This is a genomic window from Amycolatopsis taiwanensis DSM 45107, assembly GCF_000519205.1.
Taxonomy (GTDB): Bacteria; Actinomycetota; Actinomycetes; order Mycobacteriales; family Pseudonocardiaceae; genus Amycolatopsis_E; species Amycolatopsis_E taiwanensis.
In genome coordinates, this window is record NZ_JAFB01000004.1 from 59,763 (window position 1) to 80,718 (window position 20,956).

Here is a 20,956-nt window from a genome sequence, read left to right on the forward strand (position 1 = left end):
CTTTAACGGCTCAGCCATCGCCGCAGCCGACGCGAAGAACCGACCGTACCGACCCCGGCACAGCGCTGGATCAGGTCGATCAGGTGGCTGTTCACCAGCTCGGGCTGCTCCAGGTGCACCATGTGCCCGGCCCCACGGATCCGGGCGAGCTCGGCGTCAGGCAACTCGGCCGCGATGCGCTCGGCGTGCGAGAACGGCGTGAACCGGTCCGCGTCCCCGCCGACGACCAGCACGTGTGCCTGTTTCAACCCGGCCAGGGCGGCATACCGGTTGTGGCTGCCGAGCGTGTCGACGAAGTTGACCAGCCCGCGCACCGGGGTCACCGCGAGCATCTCCAGCATGAAGTCCACCACCGGCGAGGGCACCGGTCGCGGCCCGAACGCCAGCCACCGCACCGCCTGCCGGGTCAGCTGCCCGCCGGCCGCGCGCGCGAACTCCACCAGGCCCGGCTGCCATCCGGCCAGCTCGCCGACACCTCTGGTCAACGGGTTGTACTTGGACAGCAACCCGCGCGGCAGGCCCCGGCGCCCCACTTCTCCCGCGGCCGTCGCGATCAGCGCGACGCCGCACACCCGTTCGGCGAACAGGTCCGGGTTCTGCTGGGCCAGCTCCATGATCACCATGCCGCCCATGGAGTGCCCCATCAGGACGATCGCGTCGTCGGGCGCGACCGCACGCAGCACCGCGTCGAGATCACGCGCCAGCTGCTCGATGGTGCTGGTCTCCGAGCTCGCCGGGCCGGACTGCCCGTGACCGCGATGGTCGTAGTAGACCTGCCGGACGCGGGGCAGCGACAACGCGGCCAGATCACGGCGCTGGAAATGCCAGCTTCGCTGGGACAGCGCGAACCCGTGCACGCCGACCAGCGTCAGGTCCCGTTCCCCGTGCACCGATTCGATCTCCGACACGGCCAGCGGGGTGCCGTCGTCCGCCGCGACCGTCGACGTCCGGTCGGGGTCCAGCTCGCCGAGCCGCTCGTCCACCAGGTTCTCGGCGGCCCGCCGTTGCTGCGCGGCGACCGCGATGGCCGCCGCGGCGGTTCCGGTGGCCAGCGCGGCGGCCCCACCGAGCACGGTGAGGAACCCACGGGAACGCACGAGGGTCATTCAGAAGCCCGTGTTCGCAAAAGACTTCAGCGGTCCCCCAGATACCTTCGTTCGATCCGCGGCCGGTACATGCCGGTGACGATCTCGTAGTCGATGGTGCCCAGCGTGTCGGCCCATTCGCGGGCGGTCGGCTCGCCCTGGCCGCCGGGGCCGAACAGGATCACCTCGGACCCCACCGCCGGTTCGTCGTCTCCGCAGTCGACGACGAGCTGGTCCATGCACACCCGGCCGGCCACCGGGCGGCGCCGGCCGTCCAGCCACACGCTCATCCGGCCGGACAGCGTGCGGGGCACGCCATCGGCGTAACCGACCGGAACGAGGGCGAGCGTGGTGTCGCGGCTTGCGGTCCAGGTATGTCCATAAGAGACGGACTCCCCCGCCTCGATGCGTTTCGTCAGAACGACGGTGGAAGAGAACGTCATCGCGGGACGCAGGTCCTCCGACTGCGCCACCGGGTTGAGCCCGTAGGTCGCGATGCCGGGGCGTACGAGGTCGAAGTGCAGGTCGGGCCGGGTGAGCGTGGCCGCGGAGTTCGCCATGTGACGCAACGGGTTCAGCCCCGCGTCCCGGGCGATCTCGTACGCGGTGTCCAAACGCCGCGCCTGGGCATCGATCGAAGGATGTCCCGGCTCGTCCGCGCAGGCCAAGTGCGACCAGACGGCGACCACCTCGATGTCGCGTTCGACCGAGGCGGCCTTCACCAGGTCCGGCCAGGCGGAGGCGGGACAACCGCCGCGGGACAGGCCGGTGTCGATCTTGAGATGGACCCGCGCCCTGGTCCCGGCCCGCTGCGCCGCTTCCGCGACCCGCGCCAGCTCACTGGTCGAGCTGACCGAGAGGTCCACGCCCTGCTCGACGCCCGGCGCGAAGTCGACGCCGGGCGTGTCCAGCCAGCTGAACACCGGCGCGGTGATCCCGGCGGCGCGCAGCGCGAGGGCCTCGGCCAGCGAGCAGGCACCCAGCCAGGTCGCGCCCGCTTCGAGCGCGGCCCGCGCCACCGGGACGACGCCGTGCCCGTAGGCGTCGGCCTTCACCACGGTCATGACGGCGGCGCCAGCGGCCCTGCGGGCGAGCAGGGCGACGTTGTGCCGGATGGCATCGAGGTCGATGACGACCTCGGCACGAGGCAGACCAGGGCTCATTGTGCCGATTCTCCCATCCGCCGCCCGTGCGGGCGCCGAAGCCCACCCTCCGGGCGACGGGTGTGCCCGGAGGACGGCGCGGTGGTCAGCCGAGGCGGAGACCGGTGCTGCCGGAGAAGACGTGCAACTCCTCGGGGCGGATCCGGAGCCGGAGCGTGTCACCCATGCCGGGCGTGTTGCGCGGGTCCATCCTGGCCACGATGGCGTTGCCCGCCGCCGTGCCTTCCGCGGCGATCTTTCCGTACACGTAGGAGTCCGAGCCGACCTCCTCGACCAGGTCGACCTTGACCGAGATGCCGCCGTCGCCGGAGGGTTCGAGGGATTCGGGCCGGATCCCCAGCGTGACCTCGCCACCGTCGGCGGCGGCCAGGATCTCGCGGGGCAGCGGGACGGTGACACCGCCGAGGGTCGCACCGCCGTCGGTGAGCCGGGCGGGCGCGAGGTTCATCGCGGGCGAGCCGATGAAGCCGGCCACGAACACGTTCTCCGGCTTGTCGTAGAGCGCGCGGGGCGTGTCGCACTGCTGGAGCACGCCGTCCTTGAGCACGGCGACCCGGTCGCCCATCGTCATCGCCTCGATCTGGTCGTGCGTCACGTAGACGGTGGTGACCCCGAGACGGCGCTGCAGCGCGGCGATCTGGGTGCGGGTGGACACCCGCAGCTTGGCGTCCAGGTTGGACAGCGGCTCGTCCATCAGGAACACCTGCGGCTCCCGCACGATCGCCCGGCCCATCGCCACGCGCTGCCGCTGGCCACCGGAAAGGGCTTTCGGCTTGCGGTCCAGGTACTCCTCGAGGTCCAGCAGCTTGGCCGCCTCGGCCACGCGCTGCTTGATCTCGTGCTTGGGCTTTCCGGCGATCTTCAAGGCGAAGCCCATGTTCTGGGCCACGGTCATGTGCGGGTAGAGCGCGTAGTTCTGGAACACCATCGCGATGTCCCGGGAGCGCGGCGGCAGCTGGGTGACGTCCCGGTCACCGATCCACACCGAGCCCTCGTCGACGTCCTCCAGCCCGGCCAGCATGCGCAGGCTGGTCGACTTGCCGCAGCCCGACGGCCCGACCAGGACCAGGAACTCGCCGTCTTCGATCTTCAGGTCGAGCGCGTCCACGGCGGGCCGATCGGAGCCGGAGTAGCGGCGGGAGGCCTTGTCATAGGTGATCGTGGCCATCAGGTGTCCTCTCGTGAATTCGGTGAAGGAGATTGAAAGTCCGTGTTCGTGCTTTGGTGAGTGGAAGACGCTGCGTTCGTCGATCGCGCGTCCTGAAAAACACGGGCTGGAACGTGGTGCACCAGCGCACGCAGGTCGAGGTGCCGTTGCCGGATCTCCGCTCCCTGGCCGGGAGCGCTTCCCTCCAGCACGACGCTCGTCTTTTCCGGCCAGGCCGGGGGTTGGCCGGTCGGAGTCAGCGCCCAGGCGGCCTGCCGGGCGGCGCCCAGCGCGACGTGCTCGGCGGGCTCCGGCACGACCACCGGAACGCCGAACACGTCGGGCGCCACCGCACGGACGGCCGCCGACTGTGCGGCGCCGCCGATCAGCAGCACGCGTCGCGGCGTGATTCCCTGCGCCAGCACGGCGTCCAGGCCCGCGGCCAGGCCGCACAGCATGCCCTCGATCGCCGCTCTGGCCAGGTTTTCCGGCGTCATGTTGGACCGCCGCATGCCGTGCAGCGAACCGGCGGCGTCGGGCAGGTTCGGGGTGCGCTCGCCGTCCAGATACGGCAGGAGCGTGAGGCCGCCGGCACCCGGCTCCGCGGCCAGCGCGAGGCGGTCGAGCCCCGCGAGGTCGACGTCGAGCATCGCAGCGGTCGCGGTCAGCACCCGGGCCGCATTGAGGGTGCAGGCCAGCGGCAGGAACCGGCCGGTCGCGTCGGCGAACCCGGCCACCTCGCCGCTCGCGTCCGCGGCCGGGGTCGGGCAGACCCCGAACACCGTGCCGCTGGTGCCCAGCGACAGCACCACATCGCCGTCGCCGAGGCCCAGCGCCAGCGCCGCCGCCATGTTGTCCCCGGTGCCCGCCGAGACCAGCAGCCCGTCACGGGTCTGCCCGGCCACGTCCGCCGGCCCCAGCACCCGGGGAAGCTCGGGGCTGCGCCCGCCGAACGCCCGCTCGAGAATGTCGGTGCGGTAAACGCTTTCCGCCGGCGAGAAATAGCCGGTGCCGGAGGCATCGCCGCGGTCGGTCACCAGTTCGCCGGTCAGGCGCCAGGTGAGCCAGTCGTGCGGCAGGACCACCCGGGTGACCCGGTCGGCGTTCTCCGGCTCGTGCTCGGCCAGCCAGCGCAGCTTGGTGACGGTGAAGCTGGCCACCGGCACCGAGCCGACCGCCTTCGCCCACGCTTCGGGCCCGCCGAGCTCGCCCACCAGTTCTTCGGCGGCCCCGGCCGAGCGGGTGTCGTTCCACAGCAGGGCGGGTCGTACCACCTCGCCCGCCTCGTCGAGCGTTACCATGCCGTGCTGCTGGCCGCCGACGCCGATCGCCTCGACACCATCGAGGATGCCGCTCGTGGCCTCGGTGAACGCCGCCCACCAGAGGTTCGGGTCGACCTCGGTGGCGTCCGGGTGCGCCGCCCGGCCGCTGCGCTGCACCTCGCCGGTTTCCGCGTCGCACACCACGACCTTGGTGGACTGGGTCGAGGAGTCGACGCCGGCCACCAACCGCTGTCCGGTCATTCCGGAAACCCTCCGTCCTCGTCGCGGCCACGTCCCTCCGGTGCCTCGGAAACCCGGGGCTTGGCGAGCCTGACCTTGGTGTCCATGGCCGCGAGCTCGTCGGCCGGTGTCTCGTCGTCGGTGATCACCAGGTCGTAGTCGCTCACGTCGCCGTAGGCGTGCGTGGCGGTCTTGCCGAACTTGGAGTGGTCCACCAGGAGAACGTTGCTGTCGGCCACCTGCAGCGCGGTGGTCTTCAGTTCGGCGTACTCGCGGTCCGGGTGGTACAGCCGCCCGCAGGCCACCGCGGTCGCCGACGCGAAGGCGACATCGGCGCGCATCCGGCCCAGCGCGGCGATCGTGTCCGGGCCGATGCACGAGTCGAACTCCGTGTACCGGCCGCCGAGCAGGAAGACCTCGATGCCGCGGGTACCGGCGAGAATCCGCGCGGCCTGCAGGGAGTTCGTGATCACCACCAGCGGTCCGGTCAGCTTGTGCGCCAACGGAAACAGCGTCGTGGAGTCGTCGAGGAACACCGTTTGGCCGGGCTGGACCTCCTTGACGGCGAGCTCGGCCAGCGCCTCTTTCCACTCCACGTTCAGGGTTTCCCGAAAGCGCTTCGCGGTCTGGGTGGTCAGCGCCGGATACGCCTTCACCCGGCCTCGCAGCTTGCGCACCAGGCGCCGTTCGGCGAGTTCGTCGAGGTCGCGGTGCATGGTCATCAGGCTTACGCCGAACCGCTCGGTCAACTCGTCGATGCGTACTTCGTCGCGCTCGATGACGAACCGCAGGATCTCCTGCCGGCGCTGCTCGACCTCGGCGTCGGACGGCCTGGCCATCAGCGCCCGACCCCGGCAGTCGGCCACCCGTCTTCGATGCCGCGCAGCACGGACACGGTCATGGCCTCCGGGATCGTCGTCGGGTTCTCCGAGCTATTTCCTACCAGAAAACCGGCCCGCTGTTAACACATAACTTGCTAAGTCTGAGATTTTGACGCGCGATCACCGTCGACTGGTCGGCATGTACCCGGAGGGCTACTGCATCCTGATGCAAAGACGACATGATGTATGGATGCGAACGACCATCGACCTTCCGCCCGACCTGTACCGGCAGGCGCTGTCGATCGCACGCGACACCTCGCGCACACTCAGTGAAGTCGTTGCCGAACTCATGCGCCGTGGGCTGGGCCAGGGAGGCCAACCACTTCCGATCTCACGGAGCCCGAAAACCGGGCTGCCGGTCGTGACACTCGGCAAGACGATCACGACGGACGACGTCCGTTCACTGGAGGACGACCAGTGACCACCTTGCTCGACTCGAATGTGCTGATCGCGCTCGTGGTCGCGGACCACGTACCTCACCACACGGCCGAGGAATAGCTCGAGGACTCCGACGGCAGCTTCGCCACTTGCCCGATCACGGAGGGAAGTCCGGTTCGCCTGCTGATCCGGGCAGGCCATGCCGCGGACGACGCCCAGGCCGTCCTCGAGGCGGTGAAAGTCAGTGAGCGCTGCGAATTCTGGCCGGACTCCGTCGCCTTCACCGACGTGTCGCTGAACGGAGTCCTGGGGCACAGGCAGGTCACCGATGCCTACCTCGCCCAGCTCACCCGCGCCCACGGCGGCCGTCTCGCGACCTTCGACCAGGGCCTCGCAACACTGCACACCGACATCGCCGACCTGCTTCCGACGATTCCCGCGCAAGCCCAGCGAGTCAGGCGCCGCCGGGGAGCCGTGCGGGAGTAATCGTCATCCACGGACAGCTGAGCGCCCACCAGCTGCCGGGGCCGATATAGAACAGTTGTCGATGGGTATGCCGCCAGACGTCCAGGCCCGCTCTCTCAAGCAGGCGTTACGGCAAGGCGAAGGGCGAACACGCGGCGCAGGGCCACGGGAATGGCCGCGAGCACGCCCGACGCCGAGGTGGGCGCTCCCCGAGCGGAGAGATCGGCGGCGAGCGAGTGCACGTGTGCCGCCGCGCCGGCGGCGAACCAGGGGTCCAGGCCGGCCGCGAGCAGGGCACCGATCATGCCCGACAGGACATCGCCGGAACCGGCGGTGGCCAGCCACGAACCCCGGGCGACATTGACTCCAACCCGGCCGTCCGGGGCGGCGATCAGCGTCGAGTGCCCCTTCAGCAGCACGACGGCGTCGAACTTCCGGGCCGCCGCGCGGACCGCGGCGACCCGGTCGGTACCGGGCTCGGCGCCGGTCAGCCGCGCGAACTCGCCGCTGTGCGGGGTGAGCACCAGCGGCGTACCGGGGTCCCGTGCGTCCAGGATCTCCGGCTGGTGGGCCAGCAGCGTGGTCGCGTCGGCGTCGGCGCAGACCGGCACACCCGCGGCGAGCACGTGCTCCAGAACCTCCCGTCCCTCGGACCCGGTGCCGCTCCCCGGCCCGACCACCCAGGACTGCACGCGGGCCGCGTCGGTCACCGAACCGGTCGCGACGACCTCCGGCCAGTGCGACCGCACCACGTCCGCCGCCTGCCCCGCGTACCGGACCATGCCCGACGTCGCGCGCACCGCCGCGCCTGCGGCGAGCACCGCGGCACCCGGGTAGGCCGCCGAACCCGCGGCGATCCCGGTGACGCCCTGGCTGTACTTGTTGTCTTCCGGCCCGGGCAACGGCCAGGCGGCCGCGACATCGGCGACCTCCAGCTCTCTCAGATCCGGGTCGGTCAGCGACAGCCCGATGTCGACTAGGACGACCTCGCCGCAGCGCTGCGGGTTCAGCACGTGCACGGGCTTGCGCGCGCCGAAGGTGACCGTGCGGCGCGCGGTGATCGCCGGCCCGGAAACGCTGCCGTCGTCCGGATCCACCCCGCTGGGCAGATCGACCGCCAGCACCGGCGCGGTGATCAGCTCGGCCAGCTTGGCGGCCTCACCGCGCAGCGGCCCCTTCGCGGCCAGCCCCACGATCCCGTCGATCACCAGGTCGGCCGCGGCGATCCACCGCGGCCCAGCCGAGACGCCGACGACCCGGCCTCCGGCCTTCCGCAGCGCCGCGAGACCGGCCGGATGCGCGCGATCAGGGTTGAGCAGCACGGCCGTCACGGCCACGCCACGGCGGCGCAGGAAGGCGCCCGCCCACAACGCGTCGCCGCCGTTGTTGCCACCGCCCACCAGCAACGTGACCCGCCGGCCCGAGACCCGGTCGCCCAGCATTCCGGCGGCCTGCACCGCGACCCCGAAGGCCGCCCGGTGCATCAGCGCACCCTCCGGTGTGACCGCGAGCAACCGTTCCTCAGCGGCACGGATCCGTTGCGTGGTCCAGATTCCCAGCACAGGCCCTGTCTACTCCACGGTCACTGACTTCGCCAGATTGCGCGGTTTGTCGACGTCGTAACCCCGCGTACGGGCGATCTCGGCGGCCAGCACCTGTAGCGGCACCGTGGACACCAGCGGCTGCAACAGGGTCGGCACCGCGGGCACCTCGACCAGTTCGTCGGCGAACGGGCGCACCGTCTCGTCACCTTCCTCCGCGATCACGATGGTGCGGGCGCCCCGCGCCTGAATCTCGCTGATGTTGGACACCAGTTTGGCGTGCAGCACCGCCCGGCCCTTCGGCGAAGGCATCACCACGACCACCGGCAGTCCGCTTTCGATCAGCGCGATCGGCCCGTGCTTGAGCTCACCCGCCGCGAAACCCTCCGCGTGCATGTAGGCGAGCTCCTTGAGCTTGAGCGCACCTTCCAGGGCGACCGGGAAACCCACGTGCCGGCCCAGGAACAGCACCGCCTTGGATGACGCCATGTCCCGGCCGAGCGCCCGCACCTGTTCCACAGTGGACAGTACTCTGTGGACGGCCGCGGGCATGGCCTCCAGCTCGGCGAACTCGCGCGCCACCTCGTCGGAGTACTTCGTGCCCCTTGCCTGCGCCACCGCCAGGCCGACCAGGTAGTTCGCCGCGATCTGGGCCAGGAACGCCTTTGTGGACGCGACGCCGATCTCCGGTCCCGCGTGTGTGTAGAGCACCGCGTCCGACTCACGCGGAATCTGCGCGCCGTTGGTATTGCACACCGCCAGCACCCGCGCCTTCTGCTCGCGGGCGTGCCGGACCGCTTCCAGGGTGTCCGCGGTCTCGCCGGACTGCGACACGGCCACCACCAGCGTGTCCCGGTCGAGCACCGGGTCCCGGTACCGGAACTCGCTGGCCAGCTCGACCTCCACCGGCAGCCGCGTCCAGTGCTCGATCGCGTACTTCGCGACCAGGCCGGAGTGGTAGGCGGACCCGCAGGCGACCACGAACACCTTGTCCACGTCCCGCAGGTCCTGGTCGCTCAGGCGCTGCTCGTCGAGGATCACCCGGCCATCGGTGAAATGGCCGCGCAGCGTGTTCGCCAGCGCCTCGGGCTGCTCCTCGATCTCCTTGAGCATGAAGTACTCGTGACCGCCCTTCTCCGCGGCCGAGAGGTCCCAGTTCACCCGGAACGGCTTGGCCTGCGCGGGCTCGCCCGCGAAATCCGTCACCGTGTACCCGTCGCGCGTGATCACCACGACCTGGTCCTGGCCCAGTTCCACCGCGTCCCGGGTGTGCTCGATGAAGGCCGCGACGTCGGAGGCGACGAACGTCTCGCCCTGCCCGACGCCGACCACCAGCGGTGAGGACCGGCGCGCCGCGACGATCAGGCCTGGCTGGTCGGCGTGCGTCACGACCAGGGTGAACGCGCCTTCGAGGCGGCGGCACACCGCGCGCACGCTGGCGGGCAGGTCGCCCGCGGTCGGGCCGGCGTCGTAGGCCCGGGCGATGAGGTGCGCGGTCGTCTCGGTGTCGGTGTCGCTGGTCAGCTCGACCCCGGCCGCTTCCAGTTCCGCCCGCAACCCCGCGAAGTTCTCGATGATGCCGTTGTGCACCACGGCGACCCGCCCCTTCGCATCGGAGTGCGGGTGCGAGTTGCGGTCCACCGGGGCACCGTGGGTCGCCCAGCGGGTGTGGCCCATGCCCGCGGTGCCGGTGAACCGGCCGGGTCCGGCCAGCTCGAGCTCGGCCTCCAGGTTCGCCAGCCGCCCCGCCTTGCGCTCGACCGTCAGCTCGCCCCGGCCGTCCAGCACGGCGACGCCCGCCGAGTCGTACCCGCGGTATTCCATTCGCCGGAGCCCGCCCAGCACGACGTCGAGAGCCTGGCGATGTCCGACATATCCCACGATTCCGCACACGCGGCCCACCCTAACCAGGCGACAACCGGCCACCCGTCTCCCACCACCACCCGCGCTGGAATTAATGTTGCTCACATGGCCAGCAAGCCCAAGGCGCTGCTCGAAGAGCTGACCCACCCCGGCCCGTACACCGTGCTGCGCGGCAACCTCGCGCTGGCCGGGCTCCCGGGTGTCGTGTTCACCCCGGCCAAGGGCCTGAACCGGCCGGCCATCGCGTTCGGCCACGGCTGGCTCCAGCCGCCCGGGCGCTACCACGGCCTGCTGCGCCACCTGGCCAGTTGGGGCATCGTCGCCGCGGCGCCCGCGACGCAGCGCGGCCCGCTGCCCTCGCACCGGATCTTCGCCGCCGACCTGTCCACCACCCTGGACCTGGTGACCAGGGTCCGGCTCGGCCCCGGCGCGATCAGCGTCGACCCGCGCCGGCTCGGCCTGGCCGGGCACTCCACCGGCGGCGGCGCCGCCGTACTGGCTGCCGCGAGCGGGCACCCGCCGGTCCAGGCGGTCGCCACGTTCGCCGCCGCGCAAACCATCCCGACCGCCACCGAGGCCGCCCGCAAGGTCACCGTCCCGGGCCTGCACCTGGCCGCGCAAGGCGACCTCGTCGCGCCCGCCGCGGGCAACGCCGAGGCGATCGCGAAGTCCTGGGGCGGACCGGTTCAGCTGCGGACCCTGGACAAGTCGTCGCACCTGGCCATCACCGAAGGCAGCCACTGGAGCCAGCGGATCCTGCACGGCAAGCCACATTTCGGCACCCAGCGCCTGGTGCGCGGCCTGTTCACCGCGTTCTTCCTCACCCACCTGACGGACGTCGACAAATACCGGCCGCTGCTGGACACCGGCATCAAACACGCCGCCATCGAATTCGACCCCACCCTCGAAGCCGCCTGACCCGGCCGCCCCCACCAAGCACAGCTAGGTCGTACTTCAAAGCGGCGGAGCCGCTTGCGGTAGGCCGTCAGCTTGCACTCTGCAGCCGAATTCTCAGCGGCCTTCTCGCGAGGACAGCGCCGGCGTGGTGAATCGGACATTCATGAGGAGGCGATCCCGGAACCAAGGGGGTCTGGGGGCTTGCCCCCAGACGGGGTCTGGGGGCAAGCCCCCAGACAACACAGCCGCCTCAGGTTCCGCTATCCGCACCGCCAAGCAAGCCGGCCACTGCGTGTCAAAGCTAGTCCAGCCAGTTTTTGTGGGTGAAATCCTCGTCCTCGAACTCCTCGGCGCGCCGAGCGCGCCGCCTCGGCGGCGGGGATGGCACGCGGCCGGTCGGCTCGGGCTTTTCCTGGGGTTGCTCTTCGACGTCGCCGAAGTGGAACGTCGAGTCCTGTCCCGGGCTCCGCCGCAGCCATTGGTTCTTCGCCGCCGGGTCTTCCTTGGCCGCGGCCCTGGCCTGGCTGCGCTCGTCGAGCTCCTTGCACATCTGCTCGTTCTGCTCGCGCATCCGCTGCGACTGTTCGGCGATCTCGCGTTTCGTGGCTTCGACGCGGTCGGTGATGACGGCCGCGTTCGCCCGGGTTTTCGCCAGGATCTCCGCGAACCGGTTCTCGATCGCCGGGTCAACGCCGGTCATCTCGCCCCACCCCTCCCGCTAACGGTCGTCGTCCAGCGAGCCGCTGATCCGGCCGCCGGCGCCGCTGGTGTTGAAGATGCCGCCGTCCACACGGTAAGCCCTCGAACTGCGTTCGGTGTCCTCGCCGCCGCCTCCCGCCGCGCCCATGCCCCCCATCATGCCGCCCATCATGCCCATGCCGCCCGAACCGCCGAACCCGCTCGCACCGAGGGCGGCCTGCTGGCCCGCCGGGTCGTGGGCGGCGGGCGGCGCCGCTCCAACCGCGGCGGGCGGTGCGGCTCCTATCGCGGCGGGTTGCGGGTCGACACCGGTGTGTGCGCCTGGCTGGAGCGACCCCGCGTCGCCCACGAGCGTGCCGCTGACCGCGCCGGCACCGGTTCCGGAGTCGCCGAACAGGCTGCCGCCGCCGGAGCCGCTGTCGCCGAACAGCCCACCCGAGGCGGAGGCGGGGGTGGTCTGCTGGCCGGTGTCCGGACCGGCAGCGGCCGGCTCGGCGGTGTGCTCGATGTCGAGCCCGCCCGGTGCGGCGAACCCGCTGCTCTGCTGGGCGGTGCCGGAACCGGCGCCTGCCGGCTCTGCGGTGTGCTCGACGTCGATGCCACCCGGCGCGGCGAATCCACTGCTCTGCTGGGCCCCCGGCGTGCTCGCGGCCTGCGCGGCACCGGCCTCCACCGGCTGCGCCGGTGTCGCGGCGCCAGCCGCGTGCGCCGGGGTCCCGGTGTCCGCCGCCTGCACGCCGCTCTCGCCGAGGGTGTACGTCGTCGGTTTGCCGGTGCCGTCGTCGACCGTGACCACAGTCGGACCGTCCGCGCCCTGTGGCCGCTCGGCGGTGATCTTCAAGTTGCCGTCCTCAATGTGGATCTTCCCGTCGGGACCGGGTGTGTAGGTTTTCTCGCCGGCCTGCTGAGCTGGATCGGCGGTCTGATGAGCAGGACCGCCGGTCTGCTGGGCGGCATCGCCCGCCTGCTGAGCGGTGTCGGCGGGGTTCGGGCTGCTCGTGCCGTCGCCCCAGTCCAGCTTGAAATCCTTGGCACCGCCGTGCCCATCGTCGATCTTGATGTCCATCTTGCCGTCCTTGCCCGGCTCAGACATTTCGATCTTGTTGTCGCCGTGCTGGACGGTCAGGGTTTCGCCGGCGTCCTTGATCGCTTCACCGGTCTTGGGATCGATCGGATACGGCTCGCCGGTCGACGGGTCGACCTCAAGCGGCTTGCCGGTGATCGGGTTGATGCCCTCGGCGACCTCCTTCTTCGCCGCGTCGGCCACCGCTGCCGGGTCGCTGGGCTCGGCCTGGCCGGGCTGTGTCGATGGCGTTGTCGACGGGGGCATGCCACCACCGCCGCCGCCAGTGCCGCCACCGCCGGATCCGCCGCCACCGGTCCCGCCACCGCCGCCGGTCTTACCGCCACCGCCACCGGAGTCGCCGCCGCCCTGCTGGTTCGGATCGCCGACCTTGGCGAACGGATCCTGTTCGAGCCCCTTCCCGAGCCCCTGCAACAGCGCGTCATAGGACTGCTGGACACCCTGTTTGGTGTTGGCCACCTGTTCCTGCACCGAACTGGCCCTGGTCGAATACTCGGAAACGAACTGCTGGAGCTTCGTCTCCGTGTCGGTCAGCGCCTGCTGGTATTTCTGGGTCTCCTCACCGATGTTGTCCTCGGTGATCTTGTCGGCGAAGCTGACCCCGACGACTCCGGCGATCGCCCCGATCGGACCCCCCACGAAGAAACCGATCACCCCGCCCACGATCTTGTCCAGGGTGCTGCGGTTGTTCAGTTCCTGGATCTTCTGCTGCAGGTCGGAGATGATGCCGGGCAGCTGTTGTTTGCTCTGCAGCAGGTTGTCGACATCCTGCGGTGTCAGCTGCGCCATCTTGCCGTCGCCCCACTGCTTGAGGCAGTTCTCCGCGAAGTCGACGAGCTGCTTCTTGATCGTGTCGATACCCTGGGTGATCGTGCCGGGGGCGGAGTTCAGCGCCTGCGTGAACACCTGCGCGCAGGAGTCCAACTTGGACTTGAACTGATTGGCGGCGGTCGCGCCCGAGCCCTTCCACTCCGTCATGTTGTTGTTCCACGCCTGGCCCAGTTGCCCGGACGAGTCGCTGACGGCCTTTCCGGCCTGGGTCAGCGCGTCGGCGTCGGCGGAGAAGGCGGCGAAGTTGATGCCACGGAGCTCGGCGGTCGCGGCGCGCAGACTGTTCGGGTCAAGCCCGGTACCCCCCACGTCCGCGCTCATGCCCTGCGTCGGCTGCCCGCCCGCCTTGGTATAACGCGGATAGAACTCGTCGAAGATCTTCAACCCGGCGTCAGCCTGATCGATGATCTCGTCGGAGTTGCTGAAATTGCCCTCGTCGAGCCGCTTCTGGCCGGCGTCGATCTGGTCCTTGGCCTGCCCCTGGCGCTGTTGTTCGCTGCCCGCCGCCAAGGATGCCTTCGCGTTGACCAGGTTCCGCATGGGATCCCGGCCGCCCTTGGCGATATCCAGCGCATCCGGACCCTCCACGCCGATCTGCTTGGCGTACTTGAACACCTCGCCGTCCGACAGCGCCTTCATGTCGGACAGCGCGTACAGCATGTTCTGCTTGTTCTCGTTCGACACGTTCGGGTCGTCGAGCAGCGCGCGCATCTGCTGCACGTCCTCGGGCTTGAACGTCTTGTCGAAGGCGGGCTTCGCCACCGACATCTGGAAGGAGTTGTCGTAGAGCACATCCGCGAAGTCCGACATGTCACTCCTGCCCCGGGATCGACCGCCGCTGGCTCTCCTCGGCCGAGGAATACCGGCCGGCCGCCGCGTTCAGCGAGCCGCCGAACTGGGTCACCAAGGTCCCGTAACGGGCCAGGCCGTCCTTGAACTTCCCGAACGCGTCGGCGTATTTGCCGGCTACGTCGGAGAATCCCTTGCCAACCCCACTGGCGCCAACAGTCGGGGTCAGCTTCCCCGCCGCCTGGCTCAGCGCGCTGCCCTCCTGGGTGTAGGAGTTGGCGCCCGCGGTCAGCCGCCCGGTGTCGGCCTGATAACCGTTCGATGCCACGTGCTCCCCCTGCTCGTCTCGGCGTCGGTGCACCTTCGACGTAGCGGTACGACCGACACGTTCCCCGAATCTACCGAACCGGAAAGCCAGTGCGCAGCAGATTCAGGCGACTGCCGGTAGCACGACCCGCGCCGCCACACAAGCCGCTTCGAACCGCTCTCTAGTCAGCCGGTCTTTGTGGGAGAAGTCCTCGTCCTCGAATTCCTCGTCATACCGGGAACGGCGGCCGCGGCGGGGAACCAGCGCCCTAGCTCGCCCTCGTTGCCGACCGTGCCCACCGGTTCCGGCTCCTCGGCCTCGTCCGGACCGAACCCCATCACGCTGTCCGGCGCCGTTGCTCGACCACCGGACCAGCTTAGGAGACGGCGGCGACCACCGCGGCCAGTTTGTCGGCCGCGGCCTGGGCGATGTCGTGCGCCGGCGCCTCGACCATCACCCGCACCAGTTGCTCGGTTCCGGACGGCCGGAGCAGCACCCGGCCCTGTCCGCCCAGCTCCGCCTCCACCGCCTCCACCGCGTCGCGAACCGCCGGGGACTTGGCGACCGCCGCCTTGTCGGCGACCCGCACGTTGACCAGCACCTGCGGCAACCGGCGCATCACCGCCGCCAACTCGGCCAGCGACTTGCCCGACTGCGCCACCCGGCTCATCAGCCGCAACGCGGTGAGCAGGCCGTCGCCGGTGGTGGCCAGGGCCGGGAACACGACGTGCCCGGACTGTTCCCCGCCCAGCGCGTACCCGCCCGACCGCAGTTCCTCCAGCACATACCGGTCACCGACCGCGGTCGTGCGCAGCTTCACGCCGTGCTCGCGCATCGCCAGGTGCAGGCCCAGGTTGCTCATCACGGTGGCCACCAGCGTGCCGTGCGTCAGCTCACCGGACTCGGCCATCGCCAGCGCGAGAACCGCCATGATCTGGTCGCCGTCGACGATCTCCCCGGAACCGTCCACCGCCAGGCAGCGGTCGGCATCGCCGTCGTGCGCGATCCCGAGGTCCGCTCCGTGCTCGACCACCGCGCTCTGCAACTGACCGAGGTGCGTCGAGCCACAGCCGTCGTTGATGTTGATCCCGTCGGGCTCGGCGTGGATCGCGACGACGTCGGCGCCCGCCTTCCGGTACACCTCCGGGGCGACGACGGACGCCGCCCCGTTCGCGCAGTCGACAACGACCCGCAGGCCGGTGAGTGGGTGAGGGGTGGCCGCCAGCAGGTGCTGGGAGTAGCGGTCCAGCGCGTCCCCGACCTCCGAAACCCGGCCGATGCCGGCGCCGGTCGGGCGGGCTGGCTCGGCGGACAGCGCACTCTCGATCTCGTCCTCGATACCGTCGGCGAGCTTCTGCCCACCAGCGGCGAACAGCTTGATGCCGTTGTCGGGCATGGGATTGTGCGAGGCGGAGATCATCACGCCGAGGTCGGCGGACAGCTCTGCGACCAGGAACGCGACCGCGGGCGTGGGCTGCACACCGACCCGCAGCACGTCGGCACCGGCCGAGGTCAACCCGGCCACGACCGCCGCCTCGAGCATCTCGCCGCTGGCCCGCGGGTCCCGCCCGACCACCGCCACCGGCCGCGGCGAGTGACCATGTGCGGAGAGTACGCGGGCGGCGCTGGCCGAGACGGACAGCGCGAGTTCCGGGGTCAGGTCACCGTTGGCCAGGCCACGAACCCCGTCGGTGCCGAACAGACGCGCCATCTCATCCTCTCTTCGAAACCTCTGGCAGCCCCGACAACCTAGCGGCCTCCTATGTTCTGCGGGGGCTCCGCCCCCACACCCCAAGCCCCCTGACACTCTGCCTGCGGGGCTCCGCCCCACACCCGTCTGGGGCAAGCCCCCAGACGCTCTGCCTTGCGGGGCTCCGCCCCCACACCCGACCGGGGGCAAGCCCCCAGACGCTCTGCCTTGCGGGGCTCCGCCCCCACACCCCGACTGGGGGCAAGCCCCCAGACCCCCTTGACGCTAGTACGCCCCCGACACAATCCACCCGCGCCCGATGGGGTGCGGCGGGTACAAAACGAGGGCACCCATCCGGATGGATGGATGCCCTCGATGATGTCTGCGATCAGCGCTTGCTGTACTGCGGCGCCTTGCGGGCCTTCTTGAGCCCGTACTTCTTCCGCTCGGTGGCGCGGGCGTCCCGGGTCAGGAAGCCGGCCTTCTTGAGCGCGGGACGGTCGTCGGCGTCCACCTCGACGAGCGCGCGGGCGATCGCCAGGCGCAGCGCCCCGGCTTGGCCGGAGGTGCCGCCACCGGTGAGGTTGCCGAAGATGTCGAAGGACTCGGGCTTCTCGACCGTCACCAGCGGCTCCCGGATCAGCTGCTGGTGCACCTTGTTCGGGAAGTACTCCTCGAGGCTGCGGCCGTTGAGCTTGAACTGCCCGGTGCCGGGGACGAGCCGGACCCGCACGACGGCCTCCTTGCGCCGGCCCACGGTCTGGGCCGACCCGCCGGCGGCCCGCGACGGCCGCGGCTGCTCGGTGGGCGTCTCGCTCGTCACAACCTCGTCAAAGACTTCAGGCTCGACCTCGGTGCTGGTCACAGGCTGTTCCTCACTCATTTCGCGACCTGCGCGATCTTGCGGATCTGGTACGGCTGTGGCTGCTGCGCGGCGTGCGGGTGCTCGGGGCCGGCGTAGACCTTGAGCTTCTTGGCCTGGGCGCGGCCAAGCTTGTTCTTCGGCAGCATGCCCTTGACCACCTTCTCCAGCAGCCGCTCGGGCCGGGTGTCCAGCAGTTCGCCGAACGAGCGCTTGCGCAGGCCACCGGGGTAGCCGCTGTGCCGGTAGGCGAACTTCTGCTCGCGCTTCTTGCCGGTGAGCACGACCTTCTCGGCGTTCACGATGATCACGAAGTCACCGGTGTCGGCGTGCGGGGCGAACGTCGGCTTGTGCTTGCCGCGCAGCAGCGTGGCGACCTCGGTCGCGAGCCGGCCGAGCACGACATCCTCGGCGTCGATCACGTGCCAGGCACGGGTGACATCGCCAGGCTTGGGGCTGTACGTGGGCAAGGGTCTACCTCGTCGTCAACATCGCTTGTGGGGTCGTGTGCGGGCCTAACGCCGAGACGCGCCGCAACGCACAACGACATATGAAGATACCCGCCGCCGCCGACGACCCGCAAAGCGGGGGTCCCCCACCCCCGGACGGCGCGTGGCGAGCGCCGGGGGCGTATGCAAGCGCAGGCTACGCGAGCCCGGCCGCTGGGGGCGACGGGCCAAGGGGGTCTGAGGGCTTGCCCCCAGACGGGGGTGTGGGGGCCGGAGCCCCCACAGGACACGGCAGCGGACGGGTGGCCGCCAGGCGGTCGGGTTGGTCACCAGAGATCGCCGAACGTGCGGTTTTCCACCGGCGCCGGATCCCCGGCCAATTCCCGTGTTCGAATAACTCGGCCACCGGGCCGCCAAAAGCGTTTCCCGGCAACGAAAAAGTGCCTCCGCTTCCAGCTGGGAAGCGGAGGCACTCAACGCAGTACGCAGCTCAGCCGCTGAACATCTTGCTGATGCCGGAGTCGGTCTGCTGGTACGCCTCGGAGATCTGCGGCAGCGCGGTCGCGATGCGGGCCAGCAGCGCCTTCATCTCCTCCAGGGCCTTGTTCCACTCGGCCTGACGCTGGTGCCACTGGTCCATGGCGTCACCTTCCCAGCTGTCGGTCAGCGGGGACAGGTCCGACTGCAGCTGGTTGAACAACTGCTCGATCTCGTTGCCGGCCTTCGAGCAGTCCTGCGCGGCCTGCTCGATTGTCGCGTAACTAACCTTGATCGAACCGTCAGACATTTCTTCCCTCCGTTTACTTCAAAGCGTGTGCTGGATGATGGTTTACAGGCCGTCGAGGGCGGCCGACAGGCTGCTGATCTGCGAGTGCACGTCCTGCTCCTGGGTGTCGTACTGGACACCGGAGGACTTGAGCATCTCGCCGATGTGCTCGAGCGCCTGGTTCAGCTTCATCGACTTCTCGTTGAAGGCTTCCATCACCTGGTTGAACACCAGCGCCGCGCTACCCTGCCAGCCCGCCTGGGTGGCCTCGATCGCCGACTGCAGCTGCTTCAGGTTGGCGTCCATCTGCGCCTTGGTGTCGTTCACCTTGCCGTGCGCAGCGGCGAAGTCTTCCGGCCTACCTGTGAAACCGCCTGCCATGAGGGTTACCCCCTTCGTTAGTGGTGTTGGCCGAACTCGTTTGTTCGTACGGCCCTACGACGAAGACCCTGCCATGGTTGGTTCCCGAGTGTCCCACCCTTTCGCGAAGTAGTTGCGAGCGTGAATGCGCCAGTATGGAACCATCCGACAACAAAGGTCTGACCTGGATAATTAGCAGGTGCGAAAGCGCTCTCTGGCTAGCCGCCAAAAAGAAACGCCAACTTCACGGCGTTACCTGCATGGTCTGCACGACCTCCGAACAGGCGGTGGCCACGCGGTCGTGCGCGGGCGACGTCGCGTACTGGCAGCCCACGTTCACCTGGACATTGCCGACCGCCAGTGCGTACCAGTCGATCGGCCCGGCGGTACCGGCCTGTTGGTAATAGACGACTTTGCGGCCGCCGAAGGTCACGTCGGCGTTGAAGCCCGAATAGCGCGAGTCCTGCTCGACCTCGTTCTGCAGGGAATCGACCCACTGATTGCGGTTCGCGGTCGCATCGATCGCCAGCGGGGCTTCCTGCACCGCGATCGCGTCGTCGCCCTGGACGGATTCGTTCGGCTTGATCAGGGTTTCCCGGTAGTCCGGCCGGCCACCGGTTTGGGTCCAGTCCGCGGGCGGTGTGAACGAATAGTGGTACTGGGCGATCAGTTTGCCGGCCGCCTGCGGCGTAGGGGTGGGCGTTGGGGTTGCCGTGCCGCCACCGGGGTTGAGCAGCACCAGGATCCCGGCGACCGCGGCGGCCACGACCACCACCGCACTCCCGACCACCCAGGGCAGCCGCCGCGAGCGGCGTCCAGGCGCACCGGCGGCGCCCACCGCGAGGCCTTGCGGCGGGGTGGGCGGCCTCGGCGTGTTCACCGGGGCGAACCCGGCTCTCGGTGCCGGGGGCTGCGGGCGGGGCGCGGATGGCCTCGGGAAGCTTGGCGCGCGGACGAATTCGGTGCGCTGTTCGCCGACCTGCCCGGGCGGGCGGCCACGGGGCGGCGCCGGCCGATCGGGCGCGGCGGCCACGGCCAGCAGAGCACCGCGGGCCACCACCGTCTCCGGCTGGTCGAGGGTGGTCGGCACCACGCCGGTGAGTTCGTGCACCAGCCGGGAGATCATCGGGATCCGGCTGGACCCGCCGACCAGGAAGATCGCGGTCAGCTGCTGCGGGCGCAGCCCGGCCTCCTCGATCGCGGACCGGGTGAGCTGAACCGCACGGCTGAGCGGCGCCTGGATGAGGCGCTCCAGATCCTCTCTGGTCACGTGCGCGTCGGCGAACGGCGGCGGCATCGGCACATCGGTGTAGGTGTGGCGCGACAGGGTTTCCTTGGCCCCGCGCACATCCTGGCGCAGCACGCGCCGCCTGCGCCGGTCGGCGAGTTCGCGGCCCTCGACGAGTTCACGCCACGCCTCCGGGGCCGCCGAAGACACCAGTCCACCGACGTATTCCAGCAACGCCTGGTCCACGTCCGCCCCACCGAAGCTGGGATCGCCGCGGGTGGCCAGCACCTGGAAGCCACCGCGCCGCCCGGGAGCGGCCGGGGCCCTGCTCACCACGCTGACATCGACCGTGCCACCGCCGAGATCGAGCACGGCCAGCGTTTCCCCCGGCCTGCTGCTCAACTCCACCGTCCGGTCCTGCACCACCTCCGTCGCCGCGAACGTGGCGGCGTGGAAGACCGCGGCCGCAACGGGTTCCGGCACCAGGGTCACTTCGCGGGCCAGACCGCCGGCGGCCTGCCGGAGCAGGCGCGTGCGTACCGCACCCCAGTCCGCCGGGTGTGTCAACACGAGCAGGTCGACCTCGGCGCCGCCGGCCAGCCGGCGTGCCTCGGAGACCGCACGGGCGAGCACCGCGTGGATCACGTCGGTCACCCGGAGAACGCTGTCCCCGAGCAGCAGCTCGCCCTCGTCGATCCGGCGCTTCGGATGCGGCTCATAACGCGACGGGTCCATCGCCGCCTGCCGCTCCGCCTCCTGCCCGACGAACAGGGTGCCGTCCTGTGCCGCGTAGACCGCCGACGACATCAACGGTTGCCCGTCGACGACGACAACCTGCGGGTCGCGCCCATTCCTGGACACGACCGCGCAGGTGCTCGACGTCCCGAAGTCGATGGCAACCCTCAGCGTCACAGGCGGCTCCGCGAGCACGTCGGGATCACCACTGGAAACGGCAGGGCGGGGCGGAGC

The 20,956-nt window shown here is 70.2% G+C and carries 19 protein-coding genes; 3 read left to right on the forward strand and 16 right to left on the reverse strand.

Features of this window, described 5'->3' with window-relative positions; genetic code table 11:
• Positions 1 to 2: 2 nt before the first annotated feature.
• From A3CU_RS0102665 to A3CU_RS43260, 5 genes are all read right to left on the reverse strand, one after another.
• A complete protein-coding gene (locus A3CU_RS0102665; RefSeq protein ID WP_043840562.1) occupies positions 3 to 1,106 on the reverse strand; it encodes an alpha/beta fold hydrolase in 1,104 nt (367 codons plus the stop codon).
• 26 nt (positions 1,107 to 1,132) lie between these two features.
• The gene (alr, locus tag A3CU_RS0102670) at positions 1,133 to 2,248 is read right to left on the reverse strand and encodes an alanine racemase (protein WP_027940954.1); all 1,116 of its coding nucleotides are present in this window, start codon (positions 2,246 to 2,248) and stop codon (positions 1,133 to 1,135) included.
• 85 nt (positions 2,249 to 2,333) lie between these two features.
• A complete protein-coding gene (locus A3CU_RS0102675) occupies positions 2,334 to 3,416 on the reverse strand; it encodes an ABC transporter ATP-binding protein (protein WP_027940955.1) in 1,083 nt (360 codons plus the stop codon).
• Positions 3,416 to 4,918 carry a xylulokinase gene (gene xylB / locus A3CU_RS43255; protein WP_084143060.1) on the reverse strand — a complete coding sequence of 501 codons (1,503 nt, stop codon included), beginning with the start codon at positions 4,916 to 4,918 and terminating at the stop codon, positions 3,416 to 3,418. The genes A3CU_RS0102675 and xylB overlap by 1 nt, the downstream gene beginning before the upstream one ends.
• Entirely contained in the window at positions 4,915 to 5,736 is an 822-nt protein-coding gene (locus A3CU_RS43260; RefSeq protein ID WP_052371445.1) for a DeoR/GlpR family DNA-binding transcription regulator, read from the reverse strand. The genes xylB and A3CU_RS43260 overlap by 4 nt, the downstream gene beginning before the upstream one ends.
• 232 nt (positions 5,737 to 5,968) lie before the next feature.
• Between A3CU_RS43260 and A3CU_RS0102690 the strand changes: the two genes are divergently transcribed.
• Both A3CU_RS0102690 and A3CU_RS55055 read left to right on the forward strand, forming a co-directional pair.
• Positions 5,969 to 6,199 (forward strand): hypothetical protein, encoded by a 231-nt coding sequence (locus tag A3CU_RS0102690; protein WP_027940956.1) that lies wholly within the window; start codon positions 5,969 to 5,971, stop codon positions 6,197 to 6,199.
• A gap of 191 nt (positions 6,200 to 6,390) precedes the next feature.
• Complete coding sequence (locus A3CU_RS55055) at positions 6,391 to 6,642, forward strand: PIN domain-containing protein (RefSeq protein WP_281174079.1); 252 nt, start codon at positions 6,391 to 6,393, stop codon at positions 6,640 to 6,642.
• A gap of 95 nt (positions 6,643 to 6,737) precedes the next feature.
• Here the strand turns inward: A3CU_RS55055 and A3CU_RS0102700 are convergent, their stop codons facing one another.
• A complete protein-coding gene (locus tag A3CU_RS0102700) occupies positions 6,738 to 8,183 on the reverse strand; it encodes an NAD(P)H-hydrate dehydratase (protein WP_027940957.1) in 1,446 nt (481 codons plus the stop codon).
• 9 nt (positions 8,184 to 8,192) lie between these two features.
• Positions 8,193 to 10,055 carry a glutamine--fructose-6-phosphate transaminase (isomerizing) gene (gene glmS, locus A3CU_RS0102705; protein ID WP_027940958.1) on the reverse strand — a complete coding sequence of 621 codons (1,863 nt, stop codon included), beginning with the start codon at positions 10,053 to 10,055 and terminating at the stop codon, positions 8,193 to 8,195.
• 75 nt (positions 10,056 to 10,130) lie between these two features.
• Between glmS and A3CU_RS0102710 the strand changes: the two genes are divergently transcribed.
• Positions 10,131 to 10,943, forward strand: a complete 813-nt coding sequence (locus A3CU_RS0102710; protein ID WP_027940959.1) for a dienelactone hydrolase family protein — start codon at positions 10,131 to 10,133, stop codon at positions 10,941 to 10,943.
• 280 nt (positions 10,944 to 11,223) lie between these two features.
• Here A3CU_RS0102710 and A3CU_RS0102715 read toward each other — a convergent pair whose 3' ends face one another.
• The 9 genes from A3CU_RS0102715 to A3CU_RS0102755 all read right to left on the reverse strand — a co-directional run bounded on the left by A3CU_RS0102715 (position 11,224) and on the right by A3CU_RS0102755 (position 20,899).
• The gene (locus A3CU_RS0102715) at positions 11,224 to 11,622 is read right to left on the reverse strand and encodes a hypothetical protein (protein ID WP_027940960.1); all 399 of its coding nucleotides are present in this window, start codon (positions 11,620 to 11,622) and stop codon (positions 11,224 to 11,226) included.
• Between the two features lie 18 nt (positions 11,623 to 11,640).
• The gene (locus tag A3CU_RS43270) at positions 11,641 to 14,346 is read right to left on the reverse strand and encodes a hypothetical protein (RefSeq protein ID WP_043840563.1); all 2,706 of its coding nucleotides are present in this window, start codon (positions 14,344 to 14,346) and stop codon (positions 11,641 to 11,643) included.
• 1 nt (position 14,347) lies between these two features.
• The gene (locus A3CU_RS43275; RefSeq protein ID WP_052371409.1) at positions 14,348 to 14,653 is read right to left on the reverse strand and encodes a hypothetical protein; all 306 of its coding nucleotides are present in this window, start codon (positions 14,651 to 14,653) and stop codon (positions 14,348 to 14,350) included.
• A 355-nt stretch (positions 14,654 to 15,008) separates the two neighbouring features.
• Positions 15,009 to 16,343 carry a phosphoglucosamine mutase gene (gene glmM, locus A3CU_RS0102730; protein ID WP_027940961.1) on the reverse strand — a complete coding sequence of 445 codons (1,335 nt, stop codon included), beginning with the start codon at positions 16,341 to 16,343 and terminating at the stop codon, positions 15,009 to 15,011.
• 367 nt (positions 16,344 to 16,710) lie between these two features.
• Complete coding sequence (rpsI, locus tag A3CU_RS0102735) at positions 16,711 to 17,187, reverse strand: 30S ribosomal protein S9 (RefSeq protein WP_084143061.1); 477 nt, start codon at positions 17,185 to 17,187, stop codon at positions 16,711 to 16,713.
• 14 nt (positions 17,188 to 17,201) lie between these two features.
• Complete coding sequence (gene rplM, locus A3CU_RS0102740) at positions 17,202 to 17,654, reverse strand: 50S ribosomal protein L13 (RefSeq protein ID WP_027940963.1); 453 nt, start codon at positions 17,652 to 17,654, stop codon at positions 17,202 to 17,204.
• A 469-nt stretch (positions 17,655 to 18,123) separates the two neighbouring features.
• Entirely contained in the window at positions 18,124 to 18,420 is a 297-nt protein-coding gene (locus A3CU_RS0102745; protein WP_027940964.1) for a WXG100 family type VII secretion target, read from the reverse strand.
• A 42-nt stretch (positions 18,421 to 18,462) separates the two neighbouring features.
• A complete protein-coding gene (locus tag A3CU_RS0102750) occupies positions 18,463 to 18,780 on the reverse strand; it encodes a WXG100 family type VII secretion target (RefSeq protein WP_027940965.1) in 318 nt (105 codons plus the stop codon).
• Between the two features lie 223 nt (positions 18,781 to 19,003).
• Positions 19,004 to 20,899: a type VII secretion-associated protein gene (locus A3CU_RS0102755; RefSeq protein WP_027940966.1), complete on the reverse strand. Its 1,896-nt coding sequence runs from the start codon at positions 20,897 to 20,899 to the stop codon at positions 19,004 to 19,006.
• Between the last annotated feature and the right edge of the window lie 57 nt (positions 20,900 to 20,956).

Bases quoted from the DNA above. Each gene is read 5' to 3' on its own strand.
- A3CU_RS0102665 (WP_043840562.1), bottom strand. From the start codon at position 1,106: ATGACCCTCGTGCGTTCCCGTGGGTTCCTCACCGTGCTCGGTGGGGCC.
- alr (WP_027940954.1), bottom strand. From the start codon at position 2,248: ATGAGCCCTGGTCTGCCTCGTGCCGAGGTCGTCATCGACCTCGATGCC.
- A3CU_RS0102675 (WP_027940955.1), bottom strand. From the start codon at position 3,416: ATGGCCACGATCACCTATGACAAGGCCTCCCGCCGCTACTCCGGCTCC.
- xylB (WP_084143060.1), bottom strand. From the start codon at position 4,918: ATGACCGGACAGCGGTTGGTGGCCGGCGTCGACTCCTCGACCCAGTCC.
- A3CU_RS43260 (WP_052371445.1), bottom strand. From the start codon at position 5,736: ATGGCCAGGCCGTCCGACGCCGAGGTCGAGCAGCGCCGGCAGGAGATC.
- A3CU_RS0102690 (WP_027940956.1), top strand. From the start codon at position 5,969: ATGCGAACGACCATCGACCTTCCGCCCGACCTGTACCGGCAGGCGCTG.
- A3CU_RS0102710 (WP_027940959.1), top strand. From the start codon at position 10,131: ATGGCCAGCAAGCCCAAGGCGCTGCTCGAAGAGCTGACCCACCCCGGC.
- A3CU_RS0102715 (WP_027940960.1), bottom strand. From the start codon at position 11,622: ATGACCGGCGTTGACCCGGCGATCGAGAACCGGTTCGCGGAGATCCTG.
- A3CU_RS43270 (WP_043840563.1), bottom strand. From the start codon at position 14,346: ATGTCGGACTTCGCGGATGTGCTCTACGACAACTCCTTCCAGATGTCG.
- glmM (WP_027940961.1), bottom strand. From the start codon at position 16,343: ATGGCGCGTCTGTTCGGCACCGACGGGGTTCGTGGCCTGGCCAACGGT.
- A3CU_RS0102745 (WP_027940964.1), bottom strand. From the start codon at position 18,420: ATGTCTGACGGTTCGATCAAGGTTAGTTACGCGACAATCGAGCAGGCC.
- A3CU_RS0102750 (WP_027940965.1), bottom strand. From the start codon at position 18,780: ATGGCAGGCGGTTTCACAGGTAGGCCGGAAGACTTCGCCGCTGCGCAC.